Source organism: Streptomyces sp. Edi4 (assembly GCF_040253615.1).
Classification (GTDB): domain Bacteria; phylum Actinomycetota; class Actinomycetes; order Streptomycetales; family Streptomycetaceae; genus Streptomyces.
On the sequence record NZ_JBEJGY010000004.1, the window covers coordinates 4,112,318 to 4,136,290 of the forward strand.

Annotated in this window: 20 protein-coding genes; 10 read left to right on the forward strand and 10 right to left on the reverse strand. The window is 69.2% G+C overall.

Annotated elements, in window-relative coordinates; all coding sequences use genetic code 11:
* Positions 1–85: 85 nt before the first annotated feature.
* Together dnaN and dnaA are read right to left on the reverse strand one after the other, a co-directional pair.
* Positions 86–1,216, reverse strand: a complete 1,131-nt coding sequence (dnaN, locus tag ABR738_RS20645) for a DNA polymerase III subunit beta (RefSeq protein WP_350231466.1) — start codon at positions 1,214–1,216, stop codon at positions 86–88.
* A 905-nt stretch (positions 1,217–2,121) separates the two neighbouring features.
* Positions 2,122–3,939: a chromosomal replication initiator protein DnaA gene (gene dnaA / locus ABR738_RS20650; RefSeq protein WP_350231467.1), complete on the reverse strand. Its 1,818-nt coding sequence runs from the start codon at positions 3,937–3,939 to the stop codon at positions 2,122–2,124.
* A 381-nt stretch (positions 3,940–4,320) separates the two neighbouring features.
* Between dnaA and rpmH the strand changes: the two genes are divergently transcribed.
* The 9 genes from rpmH (at position 4,321) to ABR738_RS20695 (ending at position 11,244) form a co-directional block, all read left to right on the forward strand.
* The gene (gene rpmH / locus ABR738_RS20655; protein ID WP_006381191.1) at positions 4,321–4,458 is read left to right on the forward strand and encodes a 50S ribosomal protein L34; all 138 of its coding nucleotides are present in this window, start codon (positions 4,321–4,323) and stop codon (positions 4,456–4,458) included.
* 18 nt (positions 4,459–4,476) lie between these two features.
* Positions 4,477–4,848 carry a ribonuclease P protein component gene (rnpA, locus tag ABR738_RS20660; protein ID WP_350231468.1) on the forward strand — a complete coding sequence of 124 codons (372 nt, stop codon included), beginning with the start codon at positions 4,477–4,479 and terminating at the stop codon, positions 4,846–4,848.
* Positions 4,845–5,180, forward strand: a complete 336-nt coding sequence (gene yidD, locus ABR738_RS20665) for a membrane protein insertion efficiency factor YidD (protein WP_350231469.1) — start codon at positions 4,845–4,847, stop codon at positions 5,178–5,180. The genes rnpA and yidD overlap by 4 nt, the downstream gene beginning before the upstream one ends.
* A gap of 3 nt (positions 5,181–5,183) precedes the next feature.
* The gene (gene yidC / locus ABR738_RS20670) at positions 5,184–6,491 is read left to right on the forward strand and encodes a membrane protein insertase YidC (protein ID WP_350231470.1); all 1,308 of its coding nucleotides are present in this window, start codon (positions 5,184–5,186) and stop codon (positions 6,489–6,491) included.
* Positions 6,492–6,505: 14 nt separating this feature from the next.
* Positions 6,506–7,018: a Jag family protein gene (locus tag ABR738_RS20675; protein ID WP_350231471.1), complete on the forward strand. Its 513-nt coding sequence runs from the start codon at positions 6,506–6,508 to the stop codon at positions 7,016–7,018.
* Between the two features lie 113 nt (positions 7,019–7,131).
* The gene (gene rsmG, locus ABR738_RS20680; RefSeq protein WP_350231472.1) at positions 7,132–7,857 is read left to right on the forward strand and encodes a 16S rRNA (guanine(527)-N(7))-methyltransferase RsmG; all 726 of its coding nucleotides are present in this window, start codon (positions 7,132–7,134) and stop codon (positions 7,855–7,857) included.
* Positions 7,858–8,150: 293 nt separating this feature from the next.
* A complete protein-coding gene (locus tag ABR738_RS20685) occupies positions 8,151–9,227 on the forward strand; it encodes a ParA family protein (RefSeq protein WP_350231473.1) in 1,077 nt (358 codons plus the stop codon).
* The gene (locus tag ABR738_RS20690) at positions 9,224–10,321 is read left to right on the forward strand and encodes a ParB/RepB/Spo0J family partition protein (RefSeq protein ID WP_350231474.1); all 1,098 of its coding nucleotides are present in this window, start codon (positions 9,224–9,226) and stop codon (positions 10,319–10,321) included. The genes ABR738_RS20685 and ABR738_RS20690 overlap by 4 nt, the downstream gene beginning before the upstream one ends.
* Positions 10,322–10,626: 305 nt before the next feature.
* Entirely contained in the window at positions 10,627–11,244 is a 618-nt protein-coding gene (locus ABR738_RS20695; RefSeq protein ID WP_350231475.1) for a GNAT family N-acetyltransferase, read from the forward strand.
* A gap of 85 nt (positions 11,245–11,329) precedes the next feature.
* Here the strand turns inward: ABR738_RS20695 and trxA are convergent, their stop codons facing one another.
* The 7 genes from trxA to ABR738_RS20730 form a co-directional block, all read right to left on the reverse strand.
* On the reverse strand, positions 11,330–11,662 hold the full coding sequence (gene trxA / locus ABR738_RS20700) for a thioredoxin (protein WP_350231476.1): 333 nt from the start codon (positions 11,660–11,662) through the stop codon (positions 11,330–11,332).
* A 51-nt stretch (positions 11,663–11,713) separates the two neighbouring features.
* Complete coding sequence (gene trxB / locus ABR738_RS20705; RefSeq protein WP_350231477.1) at positions 11,714–12,673, reverse strand: thioredoxin-disulfide reductase; 960 nt, start codon at positions 12,671–12,673, stop codon at positions 11,714–11,716.
* 138 nt (positions 12,674–12,811) lie between these two features.
* Complete coding sequence (locus tag ABR738_RS20710) at positions 12,812–13,768, reverse strand: RsmA family anti-sigma factor (protein ID WP_350231478.1); 957 nt, start codon at positions 13,766–13,768, stop codon at positions 12,812–12,814.
* Positions 13,765–14,478: an RNA polymerase sigma factor SigM gene (sigM, locus tag ABR738_RS20715; protein ID WP_350231479.1), complete on the reverse strand. Its 714-nt coding sequence runs from the start codon at positions 14,476–14,478 to the stop codon at positions 13,765–13,767. Before sigM ends, ABR738_RS20710 begins: the two co-directional genes overlap by 4 nt.
* A gap of 25 nt (positions 14,479–14,503) precedes the next feature.
* A complete protein-coding gene (locus ABR738_RS20720; RefSeq protein ID WP_350231480.1) occupies positions 14,504–16,237 on the reverse strand; it encodes a protein kinase family protein in 1,734 nt (577 codons plus the stop codon).
* A gap of 128 nt (positions 16,238–16,365) precedes the next feature.
* On the reverse strand, positions 16,366–18,534 hold the full coding sequence (gene murJ / locus ABR738_RS20725; protein WP_350231481.1) for a murein biosynthesis integral membrane protein MurJ: 2,169 nt from the start codon (positions 18,532–18,534) through the stop codon (positions 16,366–16,368).
* A gap of 45 nt (positions 18,535–18,579) precedes the next feature.
* Complete coding sequence (locus tag ABR738_RS20730) at positions 18,580–20,898, reverse strand: DUF6049 family protein (protein ID WP_350231482.1); 2,319 nt, start codon at positions 20,896–20,898, stop codon at positions 18,580–18,582.
* Between the two features lie 209 nt (positions 20,899–21,107).
* Between ABR738_RS20730 and ABR738_RS20735 the strand changes: the two genes are divergently transcribed.
* Positions 21,108–22,550: a CCA tRNA nucleotidyltransferase gene (locus ABR738_RS20735; RefSeq protein ID WP_350231483.1), complete on the forward strand. Its 1,443-nt coding sequence runs from the start codon at positions 21,108–21,110 to the stop codon at positions 22,548–22,550.
* Between the two features lie 126 nt (positions 22,551–22,676).
* On the opposite strand, the gene ABR738_RS20740 is transcribed toward ABR738_RS20735, so the two are convergent.
* Positions 22,677–23,945: an MFS transporter gene (locus ABR738_RS20740; RefSeq protein ID WP_350231484.1), complete on the reverse strand. Its 1,269-nt coding sequence runs from the start codon at positions 23,943–23,945 to the stop codon at positions 22,677–22,679.
* Between the last annotated feature and the right edge of the window lie 28 nt (positions 23,946–23,973).

Below are 23,973 nucleotides of genomic sequence, written 5' to 3' on the forward strand. Positions count from 1 at the left end.
TACGCCGGAGCCCTGGTACACACCTGCGGGGTCAGCCGCTCAGACGTACGCCCCGGGTGCCCCGGGGCGTACGTGTTCAAGCCGCTCAGCCGGAAAGACGCACCGGCATGATCAGGTACTTGTAGGCGTCGTCCGCCTCGGCGTCCGGCGCGGGCTTGCCGCTGAGGAGCGCCGGCTTGGTCGAGGTGGTGAAGGCCAGCTGGGCGACCGGGGAGTCGATGGCGCTCAGGCCGTCGAGCAGGAAGGTCGGGTTGAAGGCGATCGAGATGTCGTCACCCTCAAGGCCGGCGTCGACCCTCTCCACAGCCTGTGCGTCGTCGCTGGAGCCCGCCTCCAGGATGAGGACGCCCTGCTCGAAGCTGAGCCGCACCGGGGTGTTGCGCTCGGCCACCAGGGACACACGCTTGACGGCCTCGACGAACGGGGCGGTCTCGATCACCGCGACCGAGTTGAACTCGGTCGGGAACAGGGTGCGGTACTTCGGCAGATCACCTTCGAGCAGGCGGGTGGTGGTGCGCCGGCCCGCGCCCTCGAAGCCGATCAGGCCTTCGCCCGCGCCGGAGCCCGAGAGCGCGAGGGTGACCGTGTCGCCGCTGGTGAGCGCCTTGGCGGTGTCAAGGAGCGTCTTGGCGGGCACCAGGGCGACCGCCGAGGCGTCCGGGTTCTCGGGCTTCCACAGGAACTCGCGGACCGCGAAGCGGTAGCGGTCGGTGGAGGCCAGCGTGACCGTCTCGCCCTCGATCTCGATGCGCACACCGGTCAGGACGGGCAGCGTGTCGTCACGGCCGGCCGCGATGGCGACCTGCGCGGCGGCCGAGGCGAAGACCTCACCGGGAACGGTGCCCGTGGCCGTCGGCATCTGCGGCAGTGCCGGGTACTCCTCCACCGGCAGGGTGTGGAGGGTGAAGCGCGACGAGCCGCAGACCACGGTGGCTCGTACACCGTCTGTGGAAATCTCCACCGGCCGGTTGGGCAGGGCACGGCAGATGTCGGCCAGGAGGCGGCCGGAGACGAGCACCGTGCCGTCCTCGTCGACCTCGGCGTCGACCGAGACCCGCGCCGAGACCTCGTAGTCGAAGCTGGAGAAGCTGAGCGCGCCGTCCTCCGCCTTCAGAAGAAGGCCCGCGAGTACGGGCGCGGGCGGACGGGCCGGGAGGCTGCGGGCCACCCAGGCCACCGCCTCCGCGAGTACATCGCGCTCCACCCGGATCTTCACCGGAACCGCCTCCTGCTGTTGCTGGCTCGCCCTGCTGGCTTTCGTCGTCGGCTGTATCGCCGGGGACCAGTCTGACGTACGCCGCTGACAGTCGGTGCGCGTCGGGGTCAAGTCGCGTCGAGGGGCGGTCGGGGCTCCGGCGGCCAGTTGTGCACAGGCCCCACTTCGAAGCGGATTCCGAGCTAACTCTAAGTGGGAGTAGTAGTAGGGCCTGTGGAAACGGTGGATAACCCCGTTTGCGCAGGTCACAGCGCGTTTTTTGTCCACCGGCCCTGTGGGCGGTGCCCGTGGACAACTCGGGGTTTCTGTGGACGCCCGAAAGTTCTGCACATCCCGTGCACAGGACAGGGGTAGTTCTCCCCAGCGCTGTCCCCAGTTTTACCCCGGTTCCCCACAGGCCAACCCACCCCCTTGGTGTGACGGCTTTCACTCGGCCCGGTGATCGCGGGTGTTGCGTTGCCGAACAGTGGACAGGGCTGTGGAGAAGCTGGGGACAACGGGACGAAGCCTGTGGGCCGCCGGTGGAAAACTTCACCCACAGGCTGTGGACAGTGAAACCGTCCACAAGCTGTGGAATGCGACTGCCCACAAATCCCCAGGCGGTTGACCTGGGGTGATGGAGTATCAGGCGCCATGCCTGTGGAAGCAATCTGGACAACTTCGCGGTCCCCAGGTTGTGGACGGAAGAAAGTCATCAGATCTGTGGAGAACCGCCGCTGACCAGCCGGTATTCGAACATCGGGGGCGCCGCGGGACTCGTACACACGCTCATGTCGGCGTCGTACGCGCGTATCCCGGGGCCCGCCGAGGCCGTCGGGGAACGCCTGAGGGCGCCCGGATGGTGGATCCCGGGCGCCCTCAGAGGTGCTGGTGCGGCGCCGGCGCGGTGCTGGGTGCGGGCGGGCTCAGCCGTTCTTGATGCGGTTGGTGAGCTCGGTGACCTGGTTGTAGATGGAGCGGCGCTCCGCCATCAGCGCGCGGATCTTGCGGTCGGCGTGCATCACCGTCGTGTGGTCGCGGCCGCCGAACTGCGCCCCGATCTTGGGCAGGGAGAGGTCGGTGAGCTCACGGCACAGGTACATGGCGATCTGTCGGGCCGTCACCAGGACCCGGCTGCGCGAGGATCCGCACAGGTCCTCGACCGTCAGACCGAAGTAGTCGGCCGTCGCCGCCATGATGGCGCTCGCGGTGATCTCGGGCGCCGCGTCCTCGCCGCCGGGGATCAGGTCCTTCAGGACGATCTCGGTGAGGCCGAGGTCCACCGGCTGCCGGTTCAACGACGCGAACGCCGTCACCCGGATCAGCGCGCCCTCCAGCTCACGGATGTTGCGCGAGATCCGGGACGCGATGAACTCGAGCACCTCCGGCGGGGCGTTGAGCTGCTCCTGCACCGCCTTCTTACGGAGGATCGCGATACGCGTCTCCAGCTCGGGCGGCTGCACATCGGTGGTCAGCCCCCACTCGAACCGGTTGCGCAGCCGGTCCTCCAGGGTCATCAGCTGCTTGGGCGGCCGGTCCGAGGACAGCACGATCTGCTTGTTGGCGTTGTGCAGCGTGTTGAAGGTGTGGAAGAACTCCTCCTGCGTCGACTCCTTGCTCGCCAGGAACTGGATGTCGTCGACCAGCAGGATGTCGACATCGCGGTAACGCTTGCGGAAGGTGTCGCCCTTGCCGTCGCGGATGGAGTTGATGAACTCGTTGGTGAACTCCTCGGAGCTCACGTACCGCACCCGGGTGCCGGGGTACAGGCTGCGCGCGTAGTGGCCGATCGCGTGCAGGAGGTGCGTCTTGCCGAGGCCCGACTCGCCGTAGATGAACAGGGGGTTGTACGCCTTGGCCGGCGCTTCGGCGACCGCGACGGCCGCGGCGTGCGCGAACCGGTTCGACGAGCCGATGACGAAGGTGTCGAAGAGGTACTTCGGGTTCAGCCGCGCGTGCGGCTCGCCGGGGCCGCCCTTCGCGGGCGCGCCGCCGGAGGGTGACGGCGCGAGATGGCCCGAGCCACCGCGCTGGGGAGGCTGTCCTTCCGGGAGCTCACGCCGCTCGGGCCGCTGCTCGTGGCGCTGCTGCCCGTACGAGGGGGGCTTGGGCTGCTCGTACTGACCGCGGTCCTGGTCGTACTGGCCCCGGTCCTGGTCGTACGGGCCGCGCTCGGGCAGCTGGGGGGAGCGGTAGTCGTGCTGGGGCTGCTGGGGGCGGCCGGCGCCGTAGGGCTCGCGCCACTGCTCGCCCGAGGAGTCGCGGTCCTGGAAGCCGCCGAGCCGGGGCTGCTGCCACAGATCCTCCTGGGCGCGCGGCCAGGCGCCCGGTTCGGGGCGCTGCTGGTACTCGCCCGGGTAGGCGGGCCGGACGGTGGGCAGGCCGTCGTCGGCGGGGCGGCCGTAGGGGTCGTCCTGGTAGCGCTGCTGCTGCGACGAGGGCTGTTGGGGGGCGGGCGGCGCGGGCTCGCCCACCGAGTCGTCGACGGTGATCGCGATCCGGATGGTGCGGCCGCACTCGCGGCTCAGGGTCTCGCTGATCAGCGGCGCGAGCCGGCCCTCGAGGACCCGCTTGCCCCATTCATTGGGGACGGCCAGCAGCGCGGTGTCGGCCACGAGCGCGAGCGGCTGGCAGCGCTCGATCCACTGTTTGTCCTTGGGCTCGATGCCCTGCTGCCCCTCCCCGAGGAGATGCTCCAGCACTCGTGGCCACACTGCGGCAAGATCGGCAGGTACGTCAGCCACAGGGCACGCTCTCTCGCAGGTCCCACGAATGTGTGGTTCTCGGGACGGTATGGGATGGCATAGACAGACAGGCAAGGACAGATGGGGAGAAGACTCGGAGTTCAGCCACGGTAGTCGGGCCCACTGACGTGGTTCAAGTTGTTGTCCACAGCCTGTGCATACCGGGGGCCGACGAGGAGCCGGTTTGACCGGATGGCGTAGCCGCGCGTACCGTAACCAGGTCGAGTTGTCGATGGCTGCTGCCGCCTGCCTCCGATGGGCAAAGATCACGATCTGTGGTCGTGAAGCGGTGCACACGGGCGTATACGCGAGCTACTCGTGGGCGCACGGTGACAGCCAGGCGATGTCCCGCCGCCAACGAATCATTTCTGGAGCCCCCGAGTGAGCAAGCGCACCTTCCAGCCGAACAACCGTCGCCGCGCCAAAACCCACGGCTTCCGCCTGCGGATGCGTACCCGCGCCGGCCGCGCGATTCTCGCGAACCGCCGTGGCAAGGGTCGCGCCAGCCTGTCCGCGTAACAGCTAACAGGTCATGACGTGCTGCCTACCGAGAATCGGCTGAGGCGGCGCGAGGACTTCGCGACCGCGGTTCGCCGAGGACGCCGGGCCGGTCGCCCGCTCCTCGTCGTCCATCTACGCAGCGGTGCAACGGACCCGCACGCGCCTGGGGAGAGCGCTCCCCCGACGCGTGCGGGTTTCGTTGTCAGCAAGGCCGTCGGCGTGGCTGTCGTCCGCAACCTGGTGAAGCGCAGGCTCCGCCATCTCATGCGCGAACGGCTGTCCCAGTTGCCCCCCGGTAGCCTGGTGGTCGTACGGGCATTGCCCGGTGCGGGTGATGCCGACCATGCACAGCTGGCCCGAGACCTGGACGCCGCCCTCGCGCGGCTGCTGGGAGGGGGCGCGCGATGAAGTACCCGCTGCTGGCCCTGATCAAGCTGTACCAGTGGACGATCAGCCCACTCCTTGGGCCCGTCTGCCGGTACTACCCGTCGTGTTCCCACTATGGATATACGGCGATCGACCGGCACGGTGCCGTCAAAGGCACCGCCCTGACCGCCTGGCGCATTCTGCGGTGCAATCCGTGGTCGCCGGGCGGTGTGGACTACGTGCCGGAGCGCAAGCGACCTCGATGGCACGAGGCGACGCGCGCTGCCTGGCGCGGCGACAAGGGCGGGCAGTCCGCCGCTGAGACCGAGACAAGCCCGGCCGCAGAGACCCCGCCCAATGCTCAAGGAGCCTGATTAGTGGACACGATTGCCAGTCTGTTCAGCTTCATCACCTGGCCTGTTTCCTGGGTCATCGTCCAGTTCCACAAGTTGTACGGCGCGATCTTCGGGCCGGACACGGGCTGGGCCTGGGGCCTGTCGATCGTGTCCCTCGTGGTGCTGATCCGTATCTGTCTGATCCCGCTCTTCGTGAAGCAGATCAAGTCGACACGGAACATGCAGGCGCTCCAGCCGAAGATGAAGGCGATCCAGGAGCGCTACAAGAGCGACAAGCAGCGTCAGTCCGAAGAGATGATGAAGCTGTACAAGGAGACGGGCACCAACCCGCTCTCCTCGTGCCTTCCGATCCTCGCTCAGTCGCCGTTCTTCTTCGCGCTGTACCACGTGCTCTCGGGCATCGCCAACGGCAAGACCATCGGCGTCATCAACCAGCCGCTCCTCGAGAGCGCCCAGAAGGCCCATATCTTCGGCGCGCCGCTGGCCGCGAAGTTCATGGACAGCGCCTCCAAGGTCGAGGGCCTTGGAGCGACGCTGACGGACGTCCGGGTCATCACCGCGATCATGATCGTGATGATGTCGGCCTCGCAGTTCTTCACCCAGCGCCAGCTGATGACGAAGAACGTGGACCTGACGGTCAAGACGCCGTTCATGCAGCAGCAGAAGATGCTGATGTACGTCTTCCCCGTCATGTTCGCCGTGATGGGCATCAACTTCCCCGTCGGTGTCCTCGTCTACTGGCTGACCACCAACGTGTGGACCATGGGCCAGCAGATGTACGTCATCAACCAGAACCCGACGCCGGGTTCCAAGGCTCAGGCGCACTACCTGGACCGGCTGGTCAAGAGCGTGACCCAGCACGGTGAGGTCCAGGGCAAGCGCCGGCGCGCCGTCGTCCAGGCGATCGTGGCCAAGGGCCCGGACCGCAACGACAACGAGCGCAAGTTCATCACCGGCCTTTCCAAGCAGGGCTTCGTGGCCCAGGCCGACGGCACCGTGGTGAAGAGCGACACGGCGCTCCTGGAGGCCGAGGGCGGCGCGGCTCCCAAGCGCCAGCAGCCCAAGCGGCAGACCAAGGCGCAGCGGCAGGGCGGCGCGACGGTGGTCCAGCAGGACGACGCGGCCGCGAAGACCTCGCTGACGAAGGACTCCACGGACGCCGGTGACTCCGCGGCCGAGGCGCCCCAGGACAAGCGGACCGAACCGCAGGGCGCCAAGCCCCAGCAGGAGAACAAGCCGAAGCAGGGCAAGCCCACCGCGGGCCAGGCACGAGCCAAGTCGGGACAGCGCAAGGGTCAGCAGCGGCCCAAGCACCCGACCAAGAAGTAAGAAGGAGTCCATCCGTGACGGAAGGCACCACCGCCCCGGCCGCTGAGGGCGTCGACACCCTCTCCCGCCTGGAGCAGGAGGGGGAGATCGCCGCCGATTACCTGGAGGGCCTGCTCGACATCGCCGACCTCGACGGCGATATCGACATGGACGTCGAGGCGGATCGAGCCGCGGTCTCGATCATCAGTGACAGCAACAGCCGTGACCTGCAGAAGCTGGTCGGCCGTGACGGTGAAGTGCTGGAGGCGCTTCAGGAGCTCACGCGCCTGGCCGTGCACCGGGAGACCGGTGACCGCAGCCGTCTGATGCTGGACATCGGGGGCTACCGGGCCAAGAAGCGCACGGAGCTCGCCGAGCTGGGCGCCAAGACTGCGGAAGAGGTCAAGAGCACCGGGGCGCCGGTGAAGCTCGACCCGATGACGCCGTTCGAGCGCAAGGTTGTGCACGACGCCGTCGCGGCCGCCGGGCTGCGCAGCGAGTCGGAGGGCGAGGAGCCGCAGCGCTTCGTCGTCGTACTGCCCGCCTGAGCGGTCATTGCTTTCTCGGCCCCGTCTGTTCGCAGGCGGGGCCGATCTTTGTCAGCCTGATAGTCGGCCACCACAGTGCGGCAACGCCGCCGAGGTAGGGAAGGACGGTCCCCGTGACGGAGGCAGAGGCAGCAGCGGAGCTTCCCCCGGCGCCGGATGAGGCGCGGGAGGTGTTCGGGGAGTTCTTCCCCGAAGCCGTGCGGTATGCGGAGCTGCTCGCGGATGCGGGGGTCAAGCGCGGTCTGATCGGTCCGCGTGAGGTGCCGCGGTTGTGGGAGCGGCATCTGCTGAACTGCGCGGTGCTCTCCGAAGTCGTTCCCGAGGGCGTCACGGTGTGCGACGTCGGCTCGGGGGCGGGCCTGCCGGGCATCCCGCTGGCGCTGGTGCGCCCCGACCTGAAGATCACGCTTCTTGAGCCGCTGCTGCGGCGCACCAATTTCCTCCAGGAGGTCGTGGAGCTCCTGGGTCTGGACCACGTCACCGTGGTGCGCGGGCGGGCCGAGGAGATGCTGGGCAAGGTGGCCCCGGTCCATGTGGTGACGGCGCGCGCCGTGGCACCGCTCGACCGGTTGGCCGGCTGGGGTGTGCCGCTGCTGCGTCCCTACGGCGAAATGCTGGCGCTCAAGGGCGACACGGCCGAGGAGGAGATCCAGGGTGCGCGTGCCGCACTGAGCAAGCTCGGTGTGGTGGAGACGTCGGTGCTCCATGTCGGCGAGGGCGTGGTGGACCCGCTGTCCACGGTCGTCCGGGTAGAGGTGGGCGAGAGTCCTGGTGGTGTGCGGTTCGCCGCCAAGCGCGCCAAGGCCGCCAGGACGAGCCGTACGCGGCGCCGTCGCTGACCTCCCGCCCCACGCTAAGACGGTTCCGTGGGGGAATGCTCCATAGAAGGCGGCATACGTACGCATTTCGGAGTGTCGTAGCGGTCTCCGTGAAGCACGGATGCATCGTGTTTCACGTGAAACGTCGCTCACTGCTGCATGGAATCATCAGCCGCGGCCGTGCGGCTTCCTCGCCGCGCGATCGCAAGCCGTTCGCGGGGGGCCTCGGGTCCCCCGCAGGGGCTACGGAGTTGTCCACAGAGGTGGATTCGTCCACAGAAGCCCGGGCCTCGCTGGTTCACTGCCCCGAAGACATGGGAGGCTCTGTTCATTGCGAGCCTGAAGTCGAGGAGAGTGAATCCTTGCGGTCCGACGCCAACATCGCGGGACCGATGACCGATCCGGTCCCCGGTCCCCGTACCGAATCGGCGGGGGAGGATGTTTCACGTGAAACACCGCCCCCGATGGACGACACCCCCATCGGTCGTGCTGCCCAGCTGGCGGTGGAAGCTCTCGGCCGTGCCGGTGAGGGTCTGCCCCGGCCGGAGCAGACCCGAATCATGGTCGTTGCCAATCAGAAGGGAGGCGTAGGGAAGACCACTTCCACGGTCAACCTCGCCGCGTCCCTCGCGCTGCATGGTGCGCGGGTCCTGGTTGTCGACCTCGACCCCCAGGGCAACGCTTCGACGGCCCTGGGCATCGATCACCACGCCGAGGTCCCGTCGATCTACGACGTTCTGGTGGAGAGCAGGCCGCTCTCTGAAGTGGTTCAGCCCGTCCCGGACGTCGAGGGTCTTTTCTGTGCGCCGGCCACGATCGATCTCGCCGGTGCGGAGATCGAGCTGGTGTCCCTGGTGGCCAGAGAGAGCCGACTGCAGCGCGCCATCCAGGCGTACGAGCAGCCGCTGGACTACATCCTCATCGACTGCCCGCCTTCGCTGGGCCTGTTGACGGTCAACGCGCTGGTCGCGGGAGCCGAGGTGCTGATCCCGATCCAGTGCGAGTACTACGCCCTGGAGGGGCTGGGGCAGCTCCTGAGGAACGTCGATCTCGTACGCGGCCACCTCAACCCGACGCTGCACGTCTCGACGATCCTGCTCACCATGTACGACGGCAGGACCAGGCTCGCTTCCCAGGTGGCCGACGAGGTACGCAGCCACTTCGGCAAGGAGGTGCTGCGGACCAGCATCCCGCGCTCGGTCCGCATCTCCGAGGCGCCGAGCTACGGGCAGACGGTGCTCACCTATGACCCGGGCTCCAGCGGCTCGCTCTCCTACCTCGAAGCTGCCCGCGAGATCGCCTTGCGCGGTGTCGGTGTGCAGTACGACCCCACGCACGCGCATGTGGTCAGCCAGAACAACCAGCACAGCATGTCGGAGGGGATCCAGTGAGTGAGCGACGTAGAGGACTGGGACGGGGGCTCGGCGCGCTGATCCCTTCTGCCGCGCAGGAGAAGGCGGGCTCCTCGGTGGGGACGGCTTCCACGTCTCCGTCGTCGGTGCCCGTACTCACCGCGGAACGGGGGGTGGCAGCCGCGAAGGTGGCGACGTTGCCTGCCGCCCCTGTTTCACGTGAAACAACCGCAGTGCCCGAGCCGGAGCCCACGCCGGAGTTCGCTGCCCCGGCCGGTGCGTTCTTCGCCGAGCTGCCGATCGACTCGATCACTCCTAACCCGCGCCAGCCGCGTGAGGTGTTCGACGAGGACGCGCTCTCCGAACTTGTCACCTCCATCAAGGAAGTCGGGCTTCTTCAGCCCGTCGTCGTCCGGCAGACCGGCCCTGAGCGCTACGAGCTCATCATGGGCGAGCGGCGCTGGAGGTCCTGCCGTGAGGCGGGCCTTGAACGGATTCCCGCGATCGTCCGCGAGACGGAGGACGAGAAGCTTCTCCTGGACGCTCTCCTGGAGAACCTGCACCGGGCTCAGCTGAACCCCCTGGAAGAGGCCGCCGCCTACGACCAGTTGCTCCGGGACTTCAAGTGCACCCATGACCAGCTGGCCGACCGCATCGGCCGTTCGCGGCCGCAGGTCTCCAACACGCTGCGTCTGCTGCGGCTCTCGCCGCCGGTGCAGAAGCGGGTGGCCGCCGGGGTGATCTCGGCGGGGCACGCGCGGGCGCTGCTCTCGGTGGAGGACTCCGAGGAACAGGACGGCCTCGCCAAGCGCATTGTGGCCGAGGGGCTTTCGGTGCGGACGGTCGAGGAGATCGTCACGCTGATGAACTCGGAGTCCAAGAGCGCCCCGAAGGCCAAGGGGCCCCGGGCAGGCGCTCTCGTCTCGCCGGCGCTCAGCGACCTGGCAACCCGGCTCTCGGACCGCTTCGAGACGCGGGTGAAGGTCGACCTCGGGCAGAAAAAGGGAAAGATCGTCGTCGAGTTCGCCTCGATGGAGGATCTGGAGCGGATCCTCGGCACGCTCGCTCCCGGCGAGGGACGGGTCCTGGAGAAGGGGCTCGCCGAGCACGCCTCGCAGGAGGACGACAGCTGAGTTCGTCCGGTCCCGCTCGAGGGCGGGCCGTGTTCCGGTTCTACCGGAACACGGCCCGCCCTTTGCGTGCGGACGGTGTCCCTGCCGTGGGGCGCTGGATACGATGCGTTCTCGTATGGCACAACGACCTTGATCCATCCTCTAGGGAGGGCGGGGGCCATGCGAACGGTGAGCCGCACTCAACTGGTGACGGCGGGGCTCGGTCTCGGGGCGGTCGGCGGGTTCGTCGGCAGCCTGCTGCGGGAGCTGAGCGCGCTGTCGGCCGTGCGGGGGGCGGCAGGCGAGGGAAGTGAGGAACATCCGCAATGGGGCGTCGGCTCGTACCGCTCACGCTGGACAACCTTCCGGACCTCCCCAAGCGCTGCCGCGGCTGCGTCTTCTGGGAACTCGATCCCGTCAGCGGAGAAGCGGCGTTAAAGGCGGGCCGGCCAGAGGTGGAGAAGGAGGCCTGGATCTCGGGGGTGCTCCTGGAATGGGGTTCCTGCGGCCGGGTCGTCCATGTCGATGACATCCCGGTCGGCTATGTGCTCTACGCGCCGCCCGCCTATGTGCCCCGCTCCACCGCCTTTCCCACCAGCCCGGTGGCCGCCGACGCCGTCCAACTGATGACCGGGTGGATCATGCCGGGCTACCAGGGACAGGGGCTCGGTCGCGTGATGGTGCAGACGGTGGCGAAGGACCTGTTGCGCCGGGGCTTCAAGGCCATCGAGGCATTCGGGGACGCCCAGTGGCAGGAGCCCGCCTGCGTGCTGCCGGCCGACTATCTCTTGTCTGTCGGATTCAAGACGGTACGGCCCCACCCCCGGCATCCGAGGCTGCGCCTGGAACTGCGGACGACGTTGTCCTGGAAGGAGGACGTCGAGCTCGCCCTGGACAGGCTGCTCGGCGCGGTCCAGAAGGAACCGGCCCTCCGGCCGCTGTAGCAGGCGTCCCGCCCACGTGAAACGGGCCCGCCCCCAAAAGGGGGCGGGCCCGTTTCACGTGAAACAGCGAGCGCGTGGGGCCCTACTACTCGCCGATGAAGACGTCGAGGTCACGCAGCAGCGCGGCCTTCGGCTTCGCGCCGACGATCGTCTTGGCGACCTCGCCGTGCTGGTAGACGTTGAGCGTCGGAATCGACATCACGCCGTACTTGGCGGCGGTCGTCGGGTTCTGGTCGATGTTGAGCTTGACGATCTCGATCTGGTCGCCGTGCTCGGCCGCGATGGCCTCCAGCGACGGGGCGATCTGGCGGCACGGGCCGCACCACTCGGCCCAGAAGTCCACCAGGACGGGCTTGTCGCTCTTGAGGACGACCTCGTCGAAGTCGGCGTCGGTCACGTGCTTCAGAGTGCCGGCCACGGCAGTCTCCTAAGGGGTGTTGGGGGGAGGGGAAAGCTGGGGAGGGGCTGATCAGACCCCGGCGGCGGCCTTCTCGCTGTCGGCGAGGGCGGCAAGGAAGCGCTCCGCGTCCAGGGCGGCGGAACAGCCGGTGCCGGCCGCGGTGATGGCCTGGCGGTAGGTGTGGTCGACCACGTCGCCCGCGCCGAAGACACCCGTCAGGTTGGTCCGGGTCGAGGGGGCCTCGACCTTCAGGTAGCCCTCTTCGTCCAGGTCGAGCTGGCCCTTGAAGAGCTCGGTGCGCGGGTCGTGGCCCACGGCGATGAAGAGACCCGTCACCGGGAGCTCCGACGTGGCGCCGGTCTTGGTGTTGCGCAGCGTCAGCCCCGACAGCTTCTGGTCGCCGTGGATCTCGGCGACCTCGCTGTCCCAGGCAAACTTGATCTTCTCGTCGGCGAAGGCACGCTCCTGCATCGCCTTGGAGGCACGCAGGCTGTCGCGGCGGTGGACGATGGTGACCGACTTGGCGAAGCGCGAGAGGAAGGTCGCCTCCTCCATCGCGGTGTCGCCGCCGCCGACCACGGCGATGTCCTGGTCCTTGAAGAAGAACCCGTCGCACGTGGCACACCACGAGACGCCACGGCCGGACAGCTTGTCCTCGTTGGCCAGACCCAGCTTGCGGTGCTGCGAGCCGGTGGTGACGATGACGGCCTTGGCCCGGTGGACGGTTCCCGCAGTGTCCGTGACGGTCTTGATGTCACCCGTCAGGTCGACGGCGACGACATCGTCGGGGATCAGCTCGGCGCCGAAGCGCTCGGCCTGACCGCGCATGTTGTCCATGAGCTCCGGGCCCATGATGCCGTCCTGGAAGCCAGGGAAGTTCTCCACCTCGGTGGTGTTCATCAGCGCACCGCCGGCGGTGACGGCGCCCTCGAACACCAGCGGCTTCAGCGACGCACGTGCGGTGTACAGCGCGGCCGTGTATCCGGCCGGGCCCGAGCCAATGATGATCACGTTACGGACGTCGCTCACGGGTTTCTTCCTCGTCTCTACGGACTGTCTGTTGCCTGTCGGGGCCCCGGTCCAGGACTCTCACCCCACCCAACGGATCCTACGGGGGATGCATTCCCGCGCCGGACAGCAGCGCAGGGCCGCGGTCCGGGCGGGCCCTCAGCCGCGCGGATACGAGTGGGTCAGCAACAGCTTGCCGGGGGCCGAGGACCCCGCGTTCTCGCAGGAGGCGTCGATGACGTACGCCTGCACGTTCGCCGGGTCGGTCTGGTCGGGCAGGACGACGAGATACGCCCGGGTGCCCTCGTAAGTGCCCTGTTCGGCGGCCAGCGGCTGTTGGGAGGGTCGTCCGGTGCCGGCCTGGACACACGGCGGGACGGCGGCGGCCGAGCGCAGGCTGTTCGAGGGGTTCTCGTTGGTGTTGGGCACGTTCTGCTGGGGCGGAGCGATCTTCGCCGAGGGTGCCTTCTGCGTGCTCCGGCCACCCGGGGACGTGAGCAGCGCCTGGACGCGTCCTTCGAGGCTGGATGCGGAGAAGGCGGTGCCGCCGGGCTGGGAGGCTCGGGACGTGGCCTGCTCGGCGTGGGGGCGCGTCGTACCCGTCTCGATGCCCTGCACGAAGAAGATCCCGGCGCCGATGGCCGCCGCGCCGAGCACGGCCGTGAGCAGCGCCCCGCGACGCCTGCGCGACTTGGCGCGGCCCGGGCCTGTGGCCGCGCGGGCATGGCCCGCGGGACGGTCGGCCGGGGCGGTAGCGGCTCCCGGCCGAGAGGCGGCGGGGTCGGCGACAGGTGTGCTCACGGCGGCGGGTGTTTCACGTGAAACATGCGCGGTTTCACGTGGGGCCCGCTCGGGTGCGGTGGCGTTCAGAAGGGCTTCGGCCGCCAGAGCCGCGTCGATGCGCCCCGCTACATCGGCGGGCATGCGCGAGGGGCCCGGCAGCGTCCCGAGCAGATCCCGGATTTCTTCCAGGGAGTCCCGGACATCGGCACACAGCGCACAGTCCTGGAGATGGCGGCGGACGTCCGCCGTGCGGCGGGGAGGGAGGACGCCCTCGGTGAGTTCGGAGATCTCCGAGACGTCCGGGTGTTCCGTTGCTCCGGTCGTGGATGTCACGCGCGCCCACCTCCGCCCTTCACTGCGGCCGAATCGCTCGGTCCTGCGTCGTCCGTGTCCGACTCAGGTGGGACGGATGTCCCCGGCGTCCGGTTCCTTCCCCCACCAGACTCACCGCTACCCCCTGTATCGGCTGTATCGGCGCGCAGATGAGTGAGCAACGGCAACAGCCGTGCGCGGCCCCGGGCGCAGCGGCTTTTCACCGTGCCGGTGGGGACCTCGAGGACGGCTGCGGCCTCGGCGACGGGGTAACCCTGCATGTCGACGAGGACGAGGGCGGCGCGCTGGTCCGGCGGGAGGGTGCCGAGGGCCGCTATGAGCTGCCGGTGCAGGTCCTGGCGCTCGGCCGGCGCCTCGGCCGACTCGTGGGGCTCCAGGAGCTGGTCGAGGCGTTCGGTGTCGTCGACCGGGGACGTCCTGCGGGAGGCGGCCTTGCGGGCCCGGTCGAGGCAGGCGTTCACGGTGATGCGGTGCAGCCAGGTCGTGACGGCCGACTGGCCCCGGAAGGTATGGGCGGCCCGGTACGCGGAGACGAGGGCGTCCTGGACGGCGTCGGCGGCCTCCTCGCGGTCTCCCAGAGTTCTCAGCGCCACCGCCCACAGCCGGTCGCGGTGACGCCGCACGATCTCACCGAAGGCGTCGGGGTCGCCGTCGACATGGCGCGCCAGGAGGTCCTGGTCGCTCATGTCGCCGAGCGTGGCGTCATCCAACAGTGAGCCTCCCCCCGCCGTTCGGTCAGCCGGTGAACTTCACATCCGTGATGCCCTGTTTGAAGCCCGGATCGCTGTAACCGTCACCTGCCGCGTACGGAGCGGCGGTGAGCCAGAGAACCACGTACCGGGTTTTCACCCCGGCCTTCGCCTTGAGGTCCGCCGTGGTGCCGTTGGTCGTCGTCGTGGCGATCTGCTTCATGCCGGAAACGCTTCGACTCGATGACATGGAGTCGGTCGCATACAGCGCGATGGTGGTGTGATCGCCGCTGAAACGGAGCGCTATCGAGGCGGTCGAGACGTCCCTCTCGGAGCCGAGATCGTAGACGATACCGACCCCTTTCTTGAAGGGGGCCAGCTCGGGGCCGTCCACGTAGCTCTTGGAGCGCCAGAACGTCGAGGACTTGCCGTCGTAGGTGCTGGTGACACCATCCGCGTTTTGCGGCTTCCCGTCCGGCGCGTACTCCCGGGCATCCTGGATCTTGATCGGCACGGGCGCCTTCGGCTTGTCGCCGTCGTTGCCGGTGTCCGTGGTCGTGGTGTTCCCGGTCTCGTTGGTGCCGCCCTTGTCGTGCTGGAGCAGCGCGTCGGCGAGCTGCCAGCTGCCGAGACCGAGCGCGGCGATCAGGAGCGCGGAGACGGCCCATTTCAGAGCCTTGCCGGTGCGGCCCTGGAGTGGTGGCGGCGGAGGCACGACGGGCTGGGTGACGGCGGGGCCGGGGCCGGCGGCCGGGCGGCCGTACGTCCCCTGCTGGTAGGTGGTGCGCTGGTACTCGGGCGGCGCGGTGAACGCGGGCTCCGGCGGGCGGATGCGCGGCATCTCCCCGATGGCCTTGACCAGCTCGTCCGGGGTGGTGCACGGCGGTTCCTGCCGGGACGCGGTGGCGCCGTCGTTGACCAGCGCCCGCATGGCGAGCTCGGACAGACCCCGGTGCACACCCGCGCGTACCTGGTCGGGGGCGATCAGACCGACGCCCTTGGGCAGGCCGTGCAGACCGTAGGCGTCGCTCTCGTACGGCCACCGCTGGGTGAGCACGGCGTACAGGAGGGCGCCGATGGCCTCGGTGTCGGTGCGCTGGGGGGTGTCGGAGTTGATGCCGCGCAGGGCGGCGGCCACGGCGAGCCCACGGATGCGGTACTGCCCCGTGGAGGTCCGCAGGACCGAGCCGGGGGTCAGCCTGAGGTGGGCCAGGCCCTCACGATGGGCGGCGGCCATGGCCTGGGAGATCTGCGTGACCATCTGGTAGGCGTCGTGCGCCTCCAGCGGGCCGAGCGCGAGGAGCGCGGTGAGTTCGGTGGCATCCGGCAGCCATTCGTGGACGACGTAGACGAGGTCGTTCTCCTCCACCGCGTCCAGGACCTGCACGAAGCGAGGGTCGCCGAGCAGCGCGGAGGAGCGGGCGGCGGCCAGTACGGAGCGGGCGCGCGGGTGGTCGGCGGGCAGCAGGTGGACGCCGACGGCTCGGCGGAGCTTCTCGTCGACCGCACGCCAGCTGCTGAAACCGTCCAGACGGGTGACGCACTCCTCGAGGCGGTACCTTCTGGCCAGCTTGTGACCGCTGTGCAGTTCGGGCGTCGCGATGGACGGCTCAGAGGCCTTGCGCTCGCCGCCGGTGCTGTTCGTGCTCTGCTCCGCCGTGTCTGCCGTGTCGATGGACTCCGTCACCCCGTCGGTCGTCGCCTGGTCCGCCTGGGCGGTCAGCGGTGTGTCACCGCTGTTGTCGGCTACGTCGACGGCAGCCGTGCTACGTTCCGCCACCGTCGCTCCTGCCTCCCCATCCGTTGCGTGCTGTTGGCCAGCCATGCAAAGTCATGCCAATTGTGCCCACAGTCCAGCACTATGCACGACACGCGGTGGCCGACGATGGTTGTGCGGGGGCCCCGGCCTCAGCGGCCGAGCCGTCCGCGCACCATTCCGACCATGGCGTTCAGCTCTTCGATGCGCATGCGCTTGGCCGCGACGAAGAAGATTCCGAGCAGCACCCCGCCGCCGATGACCAGGGCTACGACCGATCCTCCCGCGCCCTCGCCCAGGAACTTCAGCAGGCCGAAGCCGACCGCGCCGCCCACCACAGCGGCCGGGACCGCGGCCAGGCACAGGCGGGCGTACGTACGCAGGACGTGCGCGCCGTCCAGGTCGCCGCCCAGCCGGTTGCGCAGCCGACGCCAGGCCACGCCGACACCCACCGCGTAGGCCAGACCGTAGGCCGCCGCCATGCCCACGACCGCCCACCGGGCGGGGAGCACCACGTAGCAGGCCGCCGAGACCGCCGCGTTGACGGCCGCCACGATGACCGTGTTGTAGAAGGGCGTGCGGGTGTCTTCGTAGGCGTAGAAGCCGCGCAGCACGACGTATTGCACGGAGTACGGGATCAGGCCGAGCGCGAACGCCATCAGGATGAAGCCCATGGACTGGGCGGCCTGGACGCCGCTTGACGCGTACAGCAGGGTGCACATCGGGACGCCGAGGGCGAGGAAGGCGAAGGCGACGGGCACGATCGCCACCGCCGAGTTGCGCAGGCCCTGGGAGATGTCGTCGCGGACCGCGCCCGGGTCGTTGTCGTGCGCGGCGCGCGAGATGCGCGGCAGCAGTGCGGCCATGACCGAGACGGTGATGATGGCCTGCGGCATGCCCCAGATCAGCTGGGCGTTGGAGTAGGCCAAAAAGCCCGCGCCGTCCCGGCCCGACTGCTTGCCGGCCGCGGTGGCGAGACGCGTCACGACGATGACGCCGGCCTGGTTGGCGAGCACGAACATGACGGTCCACTTGGCGAGCTTGACCGTCTTGCCGAGTCCGTGGCCCCGCCAGTCGAAGCGCGGACGGAAGCGGAAGCCGGTCTCGCGCAGGTAGGGCAGCATCGCCAGGGCCTGCACGACGAGACCCAGCAGGGTGCCGATGCCGAGCAGCCGCACGCCGTCGTGCGGGATCGTCTGGACGCCCATGCGGGATTCGGCGGATGTGCCGTATACCCAGATGAACAGGCCGAACGTGCAGATCATCACGATGTTGTTGAGGACCGGGGTCCACATCATCGCGCCGAACTTGCCGCGGGCGTTGAGGATCTGGCCCATCACCACGTGTACACCCATGAAGAAGATCGTGGGCAGGCAGTAGCGGGCGAAGGTCACGGCGACGCTGTTGGCGGCCGCGTCGTTGCCGATGGTGGGCGACATCAGCTGGATCAGCAGCGGCGCTCCGACGACCGCGAGGGTCACGATGGCGCCGAGCGCGACCATGACGAGCGTCAGAAGCCGGTTGGCGTAGGCCTCGCCGCCGTCCTCGTCGTCCTTCATGGAGCGGACCAGCTGCGGCACGAACACCGAGTTCAGACCGCCGCCGACCGTGAGGATGTAGATCATCGTCGGCAGAGTCAGGGCGATGCTGAACGTGTCGCCCAGCAGGGCCGCCCCGAGCGCAGCAGTGATCACCAGGCTGCGGACGAAGCCGGTGAGCCGGGACACCAGGGTGCCCGCGGCCATCACGGCACTCGACTTCATCAGGCTGGAGGCGCGGCCGCCCGACTGCCGGGGCGGCGCGGGAGCGGGCTCGGGCCCCGGGGGCACCGCAGGCGGGCCCGCCTGCTGCTGGTCGCGGTAGAGATGGGCGAACGCGTCCTGCTCGGGCAGTTCCTCACCGGCCTGGGTGACCAGGTCGTCGACGCCCACGAACTGGGTGGTCCGCGCGTCGTCGCCATAGGGCAGATGACGCGAGGGTCCCTCCGGTTCGGGCGGCGGTGTCTGCGCCCAGATCCGGGGGTCGGGCGCGTACTGCTGAGCGACGGGCTGCTGATAGAGCGGCTGCTGCTCGGCGTAGGTGCCCGGGGGCGGCGGCGGGTGCGCCGCACGGTCGTACAGCGCCTCGGTCACCGGGTCCTGGGCACAAAGGTCCTGCGACCGGTACGGGTCGTAGGCATAGGCGTCCTGGATGTACGGATCCGGCGCGGACTGCGGCGGCGGGACCTGGCCCTGCTGGGCGGGTGCCGGGGGCATGCCCGGCGAGGGCACGGCACCATTGCCGGCGCCCTGCCCACGGTCACCGTCGTACGGCGCGTTCATGGTTACCCCACCTCATCGTCCCCGGCCGACCGGCCACGACATAGCTCAATGGTCCACTTTCTCACCCGGGCCGGGCGCGGCCCCGCTTTCGGGACCGGTGTCCGGTGTCGGGTCACTCGGCTGCCCGGGATCGGCGTCCGCCGAACCGTTCGGACGGCCCGGACCGTCGTCGCCCTGAGGCTCATCGCGCGCCGTGGAGCGCTTGCGGTGGGTGTACATCCTGATGCCCGCGAGCACCAGGAGCAGAACGCCGCCGGCGATGACCAGCATCACCGTCGGAGTGATCTCGGAGACCTGGACGGTGAACTCCATCGGGTCACCGTACGGGGTGCCGTCCTCGGTGTAGAGCCGGGCGGTGACCGGGACGGGGCCGTTGGCATTGGCGATGGCGGTGAACTTCACCGACTGGCTGCGGTCGCCGTCCACCTTCACCGGCTGTTCGCCGATCGCGGCGCCGTCCTCGCCCAGCTGCAGTCGGGTGGGGCTCTTCGGCTGGATTCTGAGCACCAGGTGGCCGACGCCCTGCACCAGTTTGTTCTGCACGGTGACGGCGATGGTCGCGCTGCGCCCCGACATGGTCGCGGTCGACTTCTGGATCAGATGGACCTGATTGGCCAGGCCGTCCAGATAGAGCTGCACACCGGACCGGTAGCTCTGGGCCGCGTCCGCGTCCGTGCGCCAGGACGTCGACATCTCCCGGTTGATGGCGTTGCCGAACGGGGTCACCACGCGGTCCGGCGCGGTCAGGATCACCTTGAAGCGGTCCAGGGTGCCCTGGGTGCTCCGCATGTCCTGGAAGGCGTCGACCGGCAGTTCCTGCCGACGCAGCGTGTCGGAGTAGGCGCCCGTGCCCGGCACCTTCGTCGTGGCGAGCGGGTCGGGCTTGGCCGTGGCCGCCGCCGACAGGTCGAGCGGCTGGGTCCAGCGCTGCGGATCGAGCGCGTGCAGGGACGCGGCCATCGTCTGCGCCTGGCTGACGGACGGCATCCGCTGAGGAGCGACGACGATGCTGCGCTGCTTGTCCGTGTCCTGGAGCGTGATCGCGAGGGTCTGCGCGAGGAAGTCCTGCACCGCCAGGGTCGAGCTGTCGGCCATGGACAGGTCGCCCTGGAAGGCGGTGGAGAGGCCGGCGTCGGCGACGACGGCGCTCGCGCCGCCACCGATCGGTCTGACCGCCGTGGGCGCGTACGACAAGGAGGCGTCCCGCAGGCTGTCGCTGCGTGCGATCACGTTGTGGGCGCCGGCGGACGTTGCGACATCGACGATCGACGGGTCGACGGCGCCGTCCACGGGCCAGGAGTAGTCGACCGACGGAGTCACGTGCAGGATCGTGTCGATGGTCTTCTGGGCGACCTCGGTGGCCACCCGCAGATGGCCCAGCGTGCCAGGGACGTCCCGGCCGTGGTGGGCGAGCGAGGCCAGGTCGGGGTCGGCGAAGGGCAGCGCCACGACCTTCTCGCCCTGGACTGCGGCCTCCAGTGCGCTCAGCCATGCCTTGGCCACGTCTTGGCCGGTGCCGTTGACGAGGGTGTCGCCGGCCTTGATCTTGTAGTTGCGGGTCATCGCGTCGACGGTGGCCAGCAGGTCGGGATCGATGACCCACGTCACCGGCAGCTGCTTGCCGAGCGCGACCATCTGGTTCAGCCGGCCGCCCGGCCCGATGTCCCGCGCCAGCGAGTCATCGGCGAAGACCGGGGTTTGCTGGGCGTCCGAACCCGTCTGGGCGGTGAGGTGGGACGAGGAGATCAGCGGCCACAGAAACGTGAGCTGGGTCTTCTTGCCCTCGCTGCCCTCAGGCTGCCACGGCAGGAACGTGCGCTGGATGCCGAGCACGCGGTCCGACGGGTGGCTCGAGGTACGGCCGGACAGGGAGACACCGAGCGGGTAGACCCCGTCCTCGCCGAGGCTGAGCTTGGAGACCGGCACCGAGAGGGTGAAGTCCTGGCTGATCCCGGCGTCGATCCGGTCGAACTTGACCGTGGGCCCGTCGCTGAGCTCCGCCGCGTCGATGCCCGGCGCGAATCCCTTGCGGGAGGCCGTCTCCTCGATGGCGCTGCGTCCGGAGAGCTTCGATCCCACCCGTAGCGCGACATGGGCGCCGGTGACGGCCTGCTTGCCCGTGTTGGTGACCGTTCCGGAGATGGTCAGCGTGTCGCTCTTGATGGGGGCCGAGGGGGCCACCGCGTCCAGGGTCACCGCCACGCTCTGGCCGGACGCGTCCCCGGCCGCCTGCGCCATCGGCGCGGCCGTTGCGGACAGGAGGCTCGCGAACAGCGGCGCCGCTACGAGTAGCGCCGCCGTGCGGCGAAGCCACCGGCGGGCAGGAGAGGGAGTCGTCCCCTGGAAATCTGCCGCGTCGGCCACGCGCTTGCCCGTCCCTCGCTGTCGGTTGCTGCGTCCACGCATGGTAACGATGCGGACTGTGGCGAAGTGCCGCGGACTGCTCGACATGATCGGAAGGGTGCCGTACCGCCGGGCGGCCCTGGCGACCGGGGTCCGTCCCGCGTGGGCATACCGGGGGTCGCGACAAACGGTGACGCCCCGGTCGGCCGGGCCACGTACCCTTTTCTGTTGTGCCGAACGCCAACGAAGACAATCCCAGTGCCCTGAGCCAGGTGCAGCGCCGCGCGGTGAGTGAACTGCTGCGGGTGTCCCCAGTCGCGGACGATCTGGCCGTCCGATTCCAGGAGGCGGGCTTCTCGCTCGCCCTGGTCGGCGGATCGGTCCGGGACGCGCTCCTCGGGCGGCTCGGCAACGACCTCGACTTCACCACCGATGCCCGCCCCGAGGACGTGCTGAAGATCGTGCGGCCCTGGGCGGACGCGGTCTGGGAGGTCGGCATCGCCTTCGGCACGGTGGGCTGCCAGAAGGACGGCTACCTCATCGAGGTGACGACCTACCGCTCCGAGGCGTACGACCGGACCTCGCGCAAGCCGGAGGTGTCCTACGGCGACTCCATCGAGGAAGACCTCGTCCGGCGCGACTTCACGGTCAACGCGATGGCGGTGGCGCTGCCGCAGAAGGAGTTCGTCGATCCGTACGGAGGCCTGGAAGACCTGGCCGCGCGGGTGCTGCGTACGCCCGGCACGCCCGAGGAGTCCTTCTCCGACGACCCGCTGCGCATGATGCGCGCCGCGCGCTTCGCCGCCCAGCTGGACTTCGAGGTGGCTCCCGGGGTCGTGACGGCGATGACGGACATGTCCGGCCGTATCGAGATCGTCTCGGCGGAGCGGGTGCGGGACGAGCTGAACAAACTGCTGATCTCGGCCCACCCGAAGAAGGGGTTGCGGCTCCTCGTCGACACCGGGCTCGCCGACCATGTGCTGCCGGAGCTGCCGGCCCTGCGGCTGGAGAGCGATGAGCACCACCGGCACAAGGACGTCTACGAGCACTCGCTGATCGTCCTGGACCAGGCGATCGACCTGGAGCAGGACGGGCCCGACCTGGTCCTGCGCCTCGCGGCGCTGCTGCACGACATCGGCAAGCCGAGGACGCGGCGGTTCGAGTCGGACGGGCGGGTCTCCTTCCACCACCACGAGGTGGTCGGCGCGAAGATGACCAAGAAGCGGATGGTCGCGCTGAAGTACTCGAACGACATGGTCAAGGACGTCTCGAAGCTCGTGGAACTGCACCTGCGCTTCCACGGCTACGGCACCGGGGAGTGGACCGACTCGGCGGTGCGCCGGTACGTCCGCGACGCGGGCCCGCTTCTCGATCGCCTGCACAAGCTGACCCGCTCGGACTGCACCACGCGGAACAAGCGCAAGGCGAGCGCACTGTCGCGAGCCTACGACGGTCTGGAAGAGCGGATCGCGGAGCTCCAGGAGCAGGAGGAGCTGGATTCCATCCGCCCCGACCTGGACGGCAACCAGATCATGGAGATCCTGGGCGTCGGGCCGGGGCCCGCCATCGGCAAGGCGTACAAGCACCTGCTGGAACTGCGCCTCGAACATGGCCCCATGGAGCACGACGCGGCCGTCGCGGCGTTGAAGGAGTGGTGGTCCGCGCAGGGTTGAGGCCATGTTTCACGTGAAACATGACGGCTCGCCGTGCCCGCCCCGGGTCGGTGTTTCACGTGAAACACCGGCCCGGGGCCGATGTGGTCCGCGTCCGGCGGGCGAAGCCATGTCCTCAACGGGAACTCACGTGCGCGAGAAGCGGGTCATGGATGCCGCGACCGTCGCATAGATGAGGGACACCGTGATGACGAGGGTGGACGAACGCCCATCGGCGGGCAGCATCACGGCCGCGACGGCCGCAGCCCCGACGAACGCCATATTGAAGAGGACGTCGTAGAGGGAGAAGATCCGGCCCCGGAACGCGTCGTCCACCGTCGTCTGGATCACTGTATCCGTGGTGATCTTCGCTCCCTGAGTGACGAGACCCAGGACGAAGGCCCCGACCAGCATGGGGGCCGGGGCGAAGGGCAGGCCGAGCGCAGGCTCGAGCACCGCGGCGGCGCCGGCACACACCACGATCCAGCCGTACTGGCCGAGCCGGGCCACTGCCCAGGGCGTGATGACGGCCGCTACGAAGAAGCCCGCGCCCGAGATGGCCACGGCGAGTCCCAGCAGGGCGAGCCCACCGGTCCCGCTGTCATCGCCCGCGTCTCCGGCCCAGGCGTAGCGGCACAGCATCAGGAGCATGACGGTCAGCGCGCCGTAGCAGAAGCGCATCAGCGTCATCGCGGTGAGGACGCGGGCCGCGGTCCTGCGCTCGTTCAAGTGCCGTACGCCGTCGGCCAGTCCGCATGCCGTGGAACGGAGTACGGCTGCCAGGCCGGGCCGCACGGTCGTGGGGTCGGGCCCGAGCAGTCCGGCCGGCAGACGCAGGGAGGCCAGGGACGCACCCAAGTAGAGGGCGGCGCCCAGAAGGACGGTCGCGGCGTCGGCGTCGATGACGAGGCGTAACGCGAAGGCGAGGCCGCCGCCCACGGTGGCTGCCAGCGTTCCGGCGGTCGGGGAGAGGGAGTTGGCCATGACAAGCCGCTCGGCGTCGACGACGCGGGGCAGGGAAGCCGAGAGCCCCGCGAGGACGAAGCGATTGACGGCTGTCACGGCGAGGGCGGAGGCATAGAAGAGCCAGTCGGGTGCGGAGCCGAGCACGAGCAGCGCCGTGCAGGCCGCGAGCCCGGTGCGCAGCAGATTGCCGTACAGGAAGACCTGCCGGCGTCGCCAGCGGTCGAGCAGTACTCCCGCGAAGGGGCCGACGAGGGAGTACGGAAGGAGCAGTACGGCCATGGCCGAGGCGATCGCGCCGGGTGAGGCCTGCTTCTCGGGGGAGAAGACGACGTACGTGGCGAGAGCGACCTGGTAGACACCGTCCGCGGCCTGGGACAGCAGCCGTACCGCCAGCAGGTGCCGGAAGTGCTTCAGGCGCAGGAGCACGCGGAGGTCACGTACGACGGGCATGTGAGCAAGCGTCACATACGACAAGGGT

What these genes read in the sequence shown, in the direction of transcription:
- yidD (WP_350231469.1), top strand. Translation starts at nt 4,845, where the DNA reads ATGAAGTACCCGCTGCTGGCCCTGATCAAGCTGTACCAGTGGACGATC.
- ABR738_RS20685 (WP_350231473.1), top strand. Translation starts at nt 8,151, where the DNA reads ATGGGAGGCTCTGTTCATTGCGAGCCTGAAGTCGAGGAGAGTGAATCC.
- ABR738_RS20695 (WP_350231475.1), top strand. Translation starts at nt 10,627, where the DNA reads ATGGGGCGTCGGCTCGTACCGCTCACGCTGGACAACCTTCCGGACCTC.
- murJ (WP_350231481.1), bottom strand. Translation starts at nt 18,534, where the DNA reads ATGAACGCGCCGTACGACGGTGACCGTGGGCAGGGCGCCGGCAATGGT.
- ABR738_RS20740 (WP_350231484.1), bottom strand. Translation starts at nt 23,945, where the DNA reads ATGCCCGTCGTACGTGACCTCCGCGTGCTCCTGCGCCTGAAGCACTTC.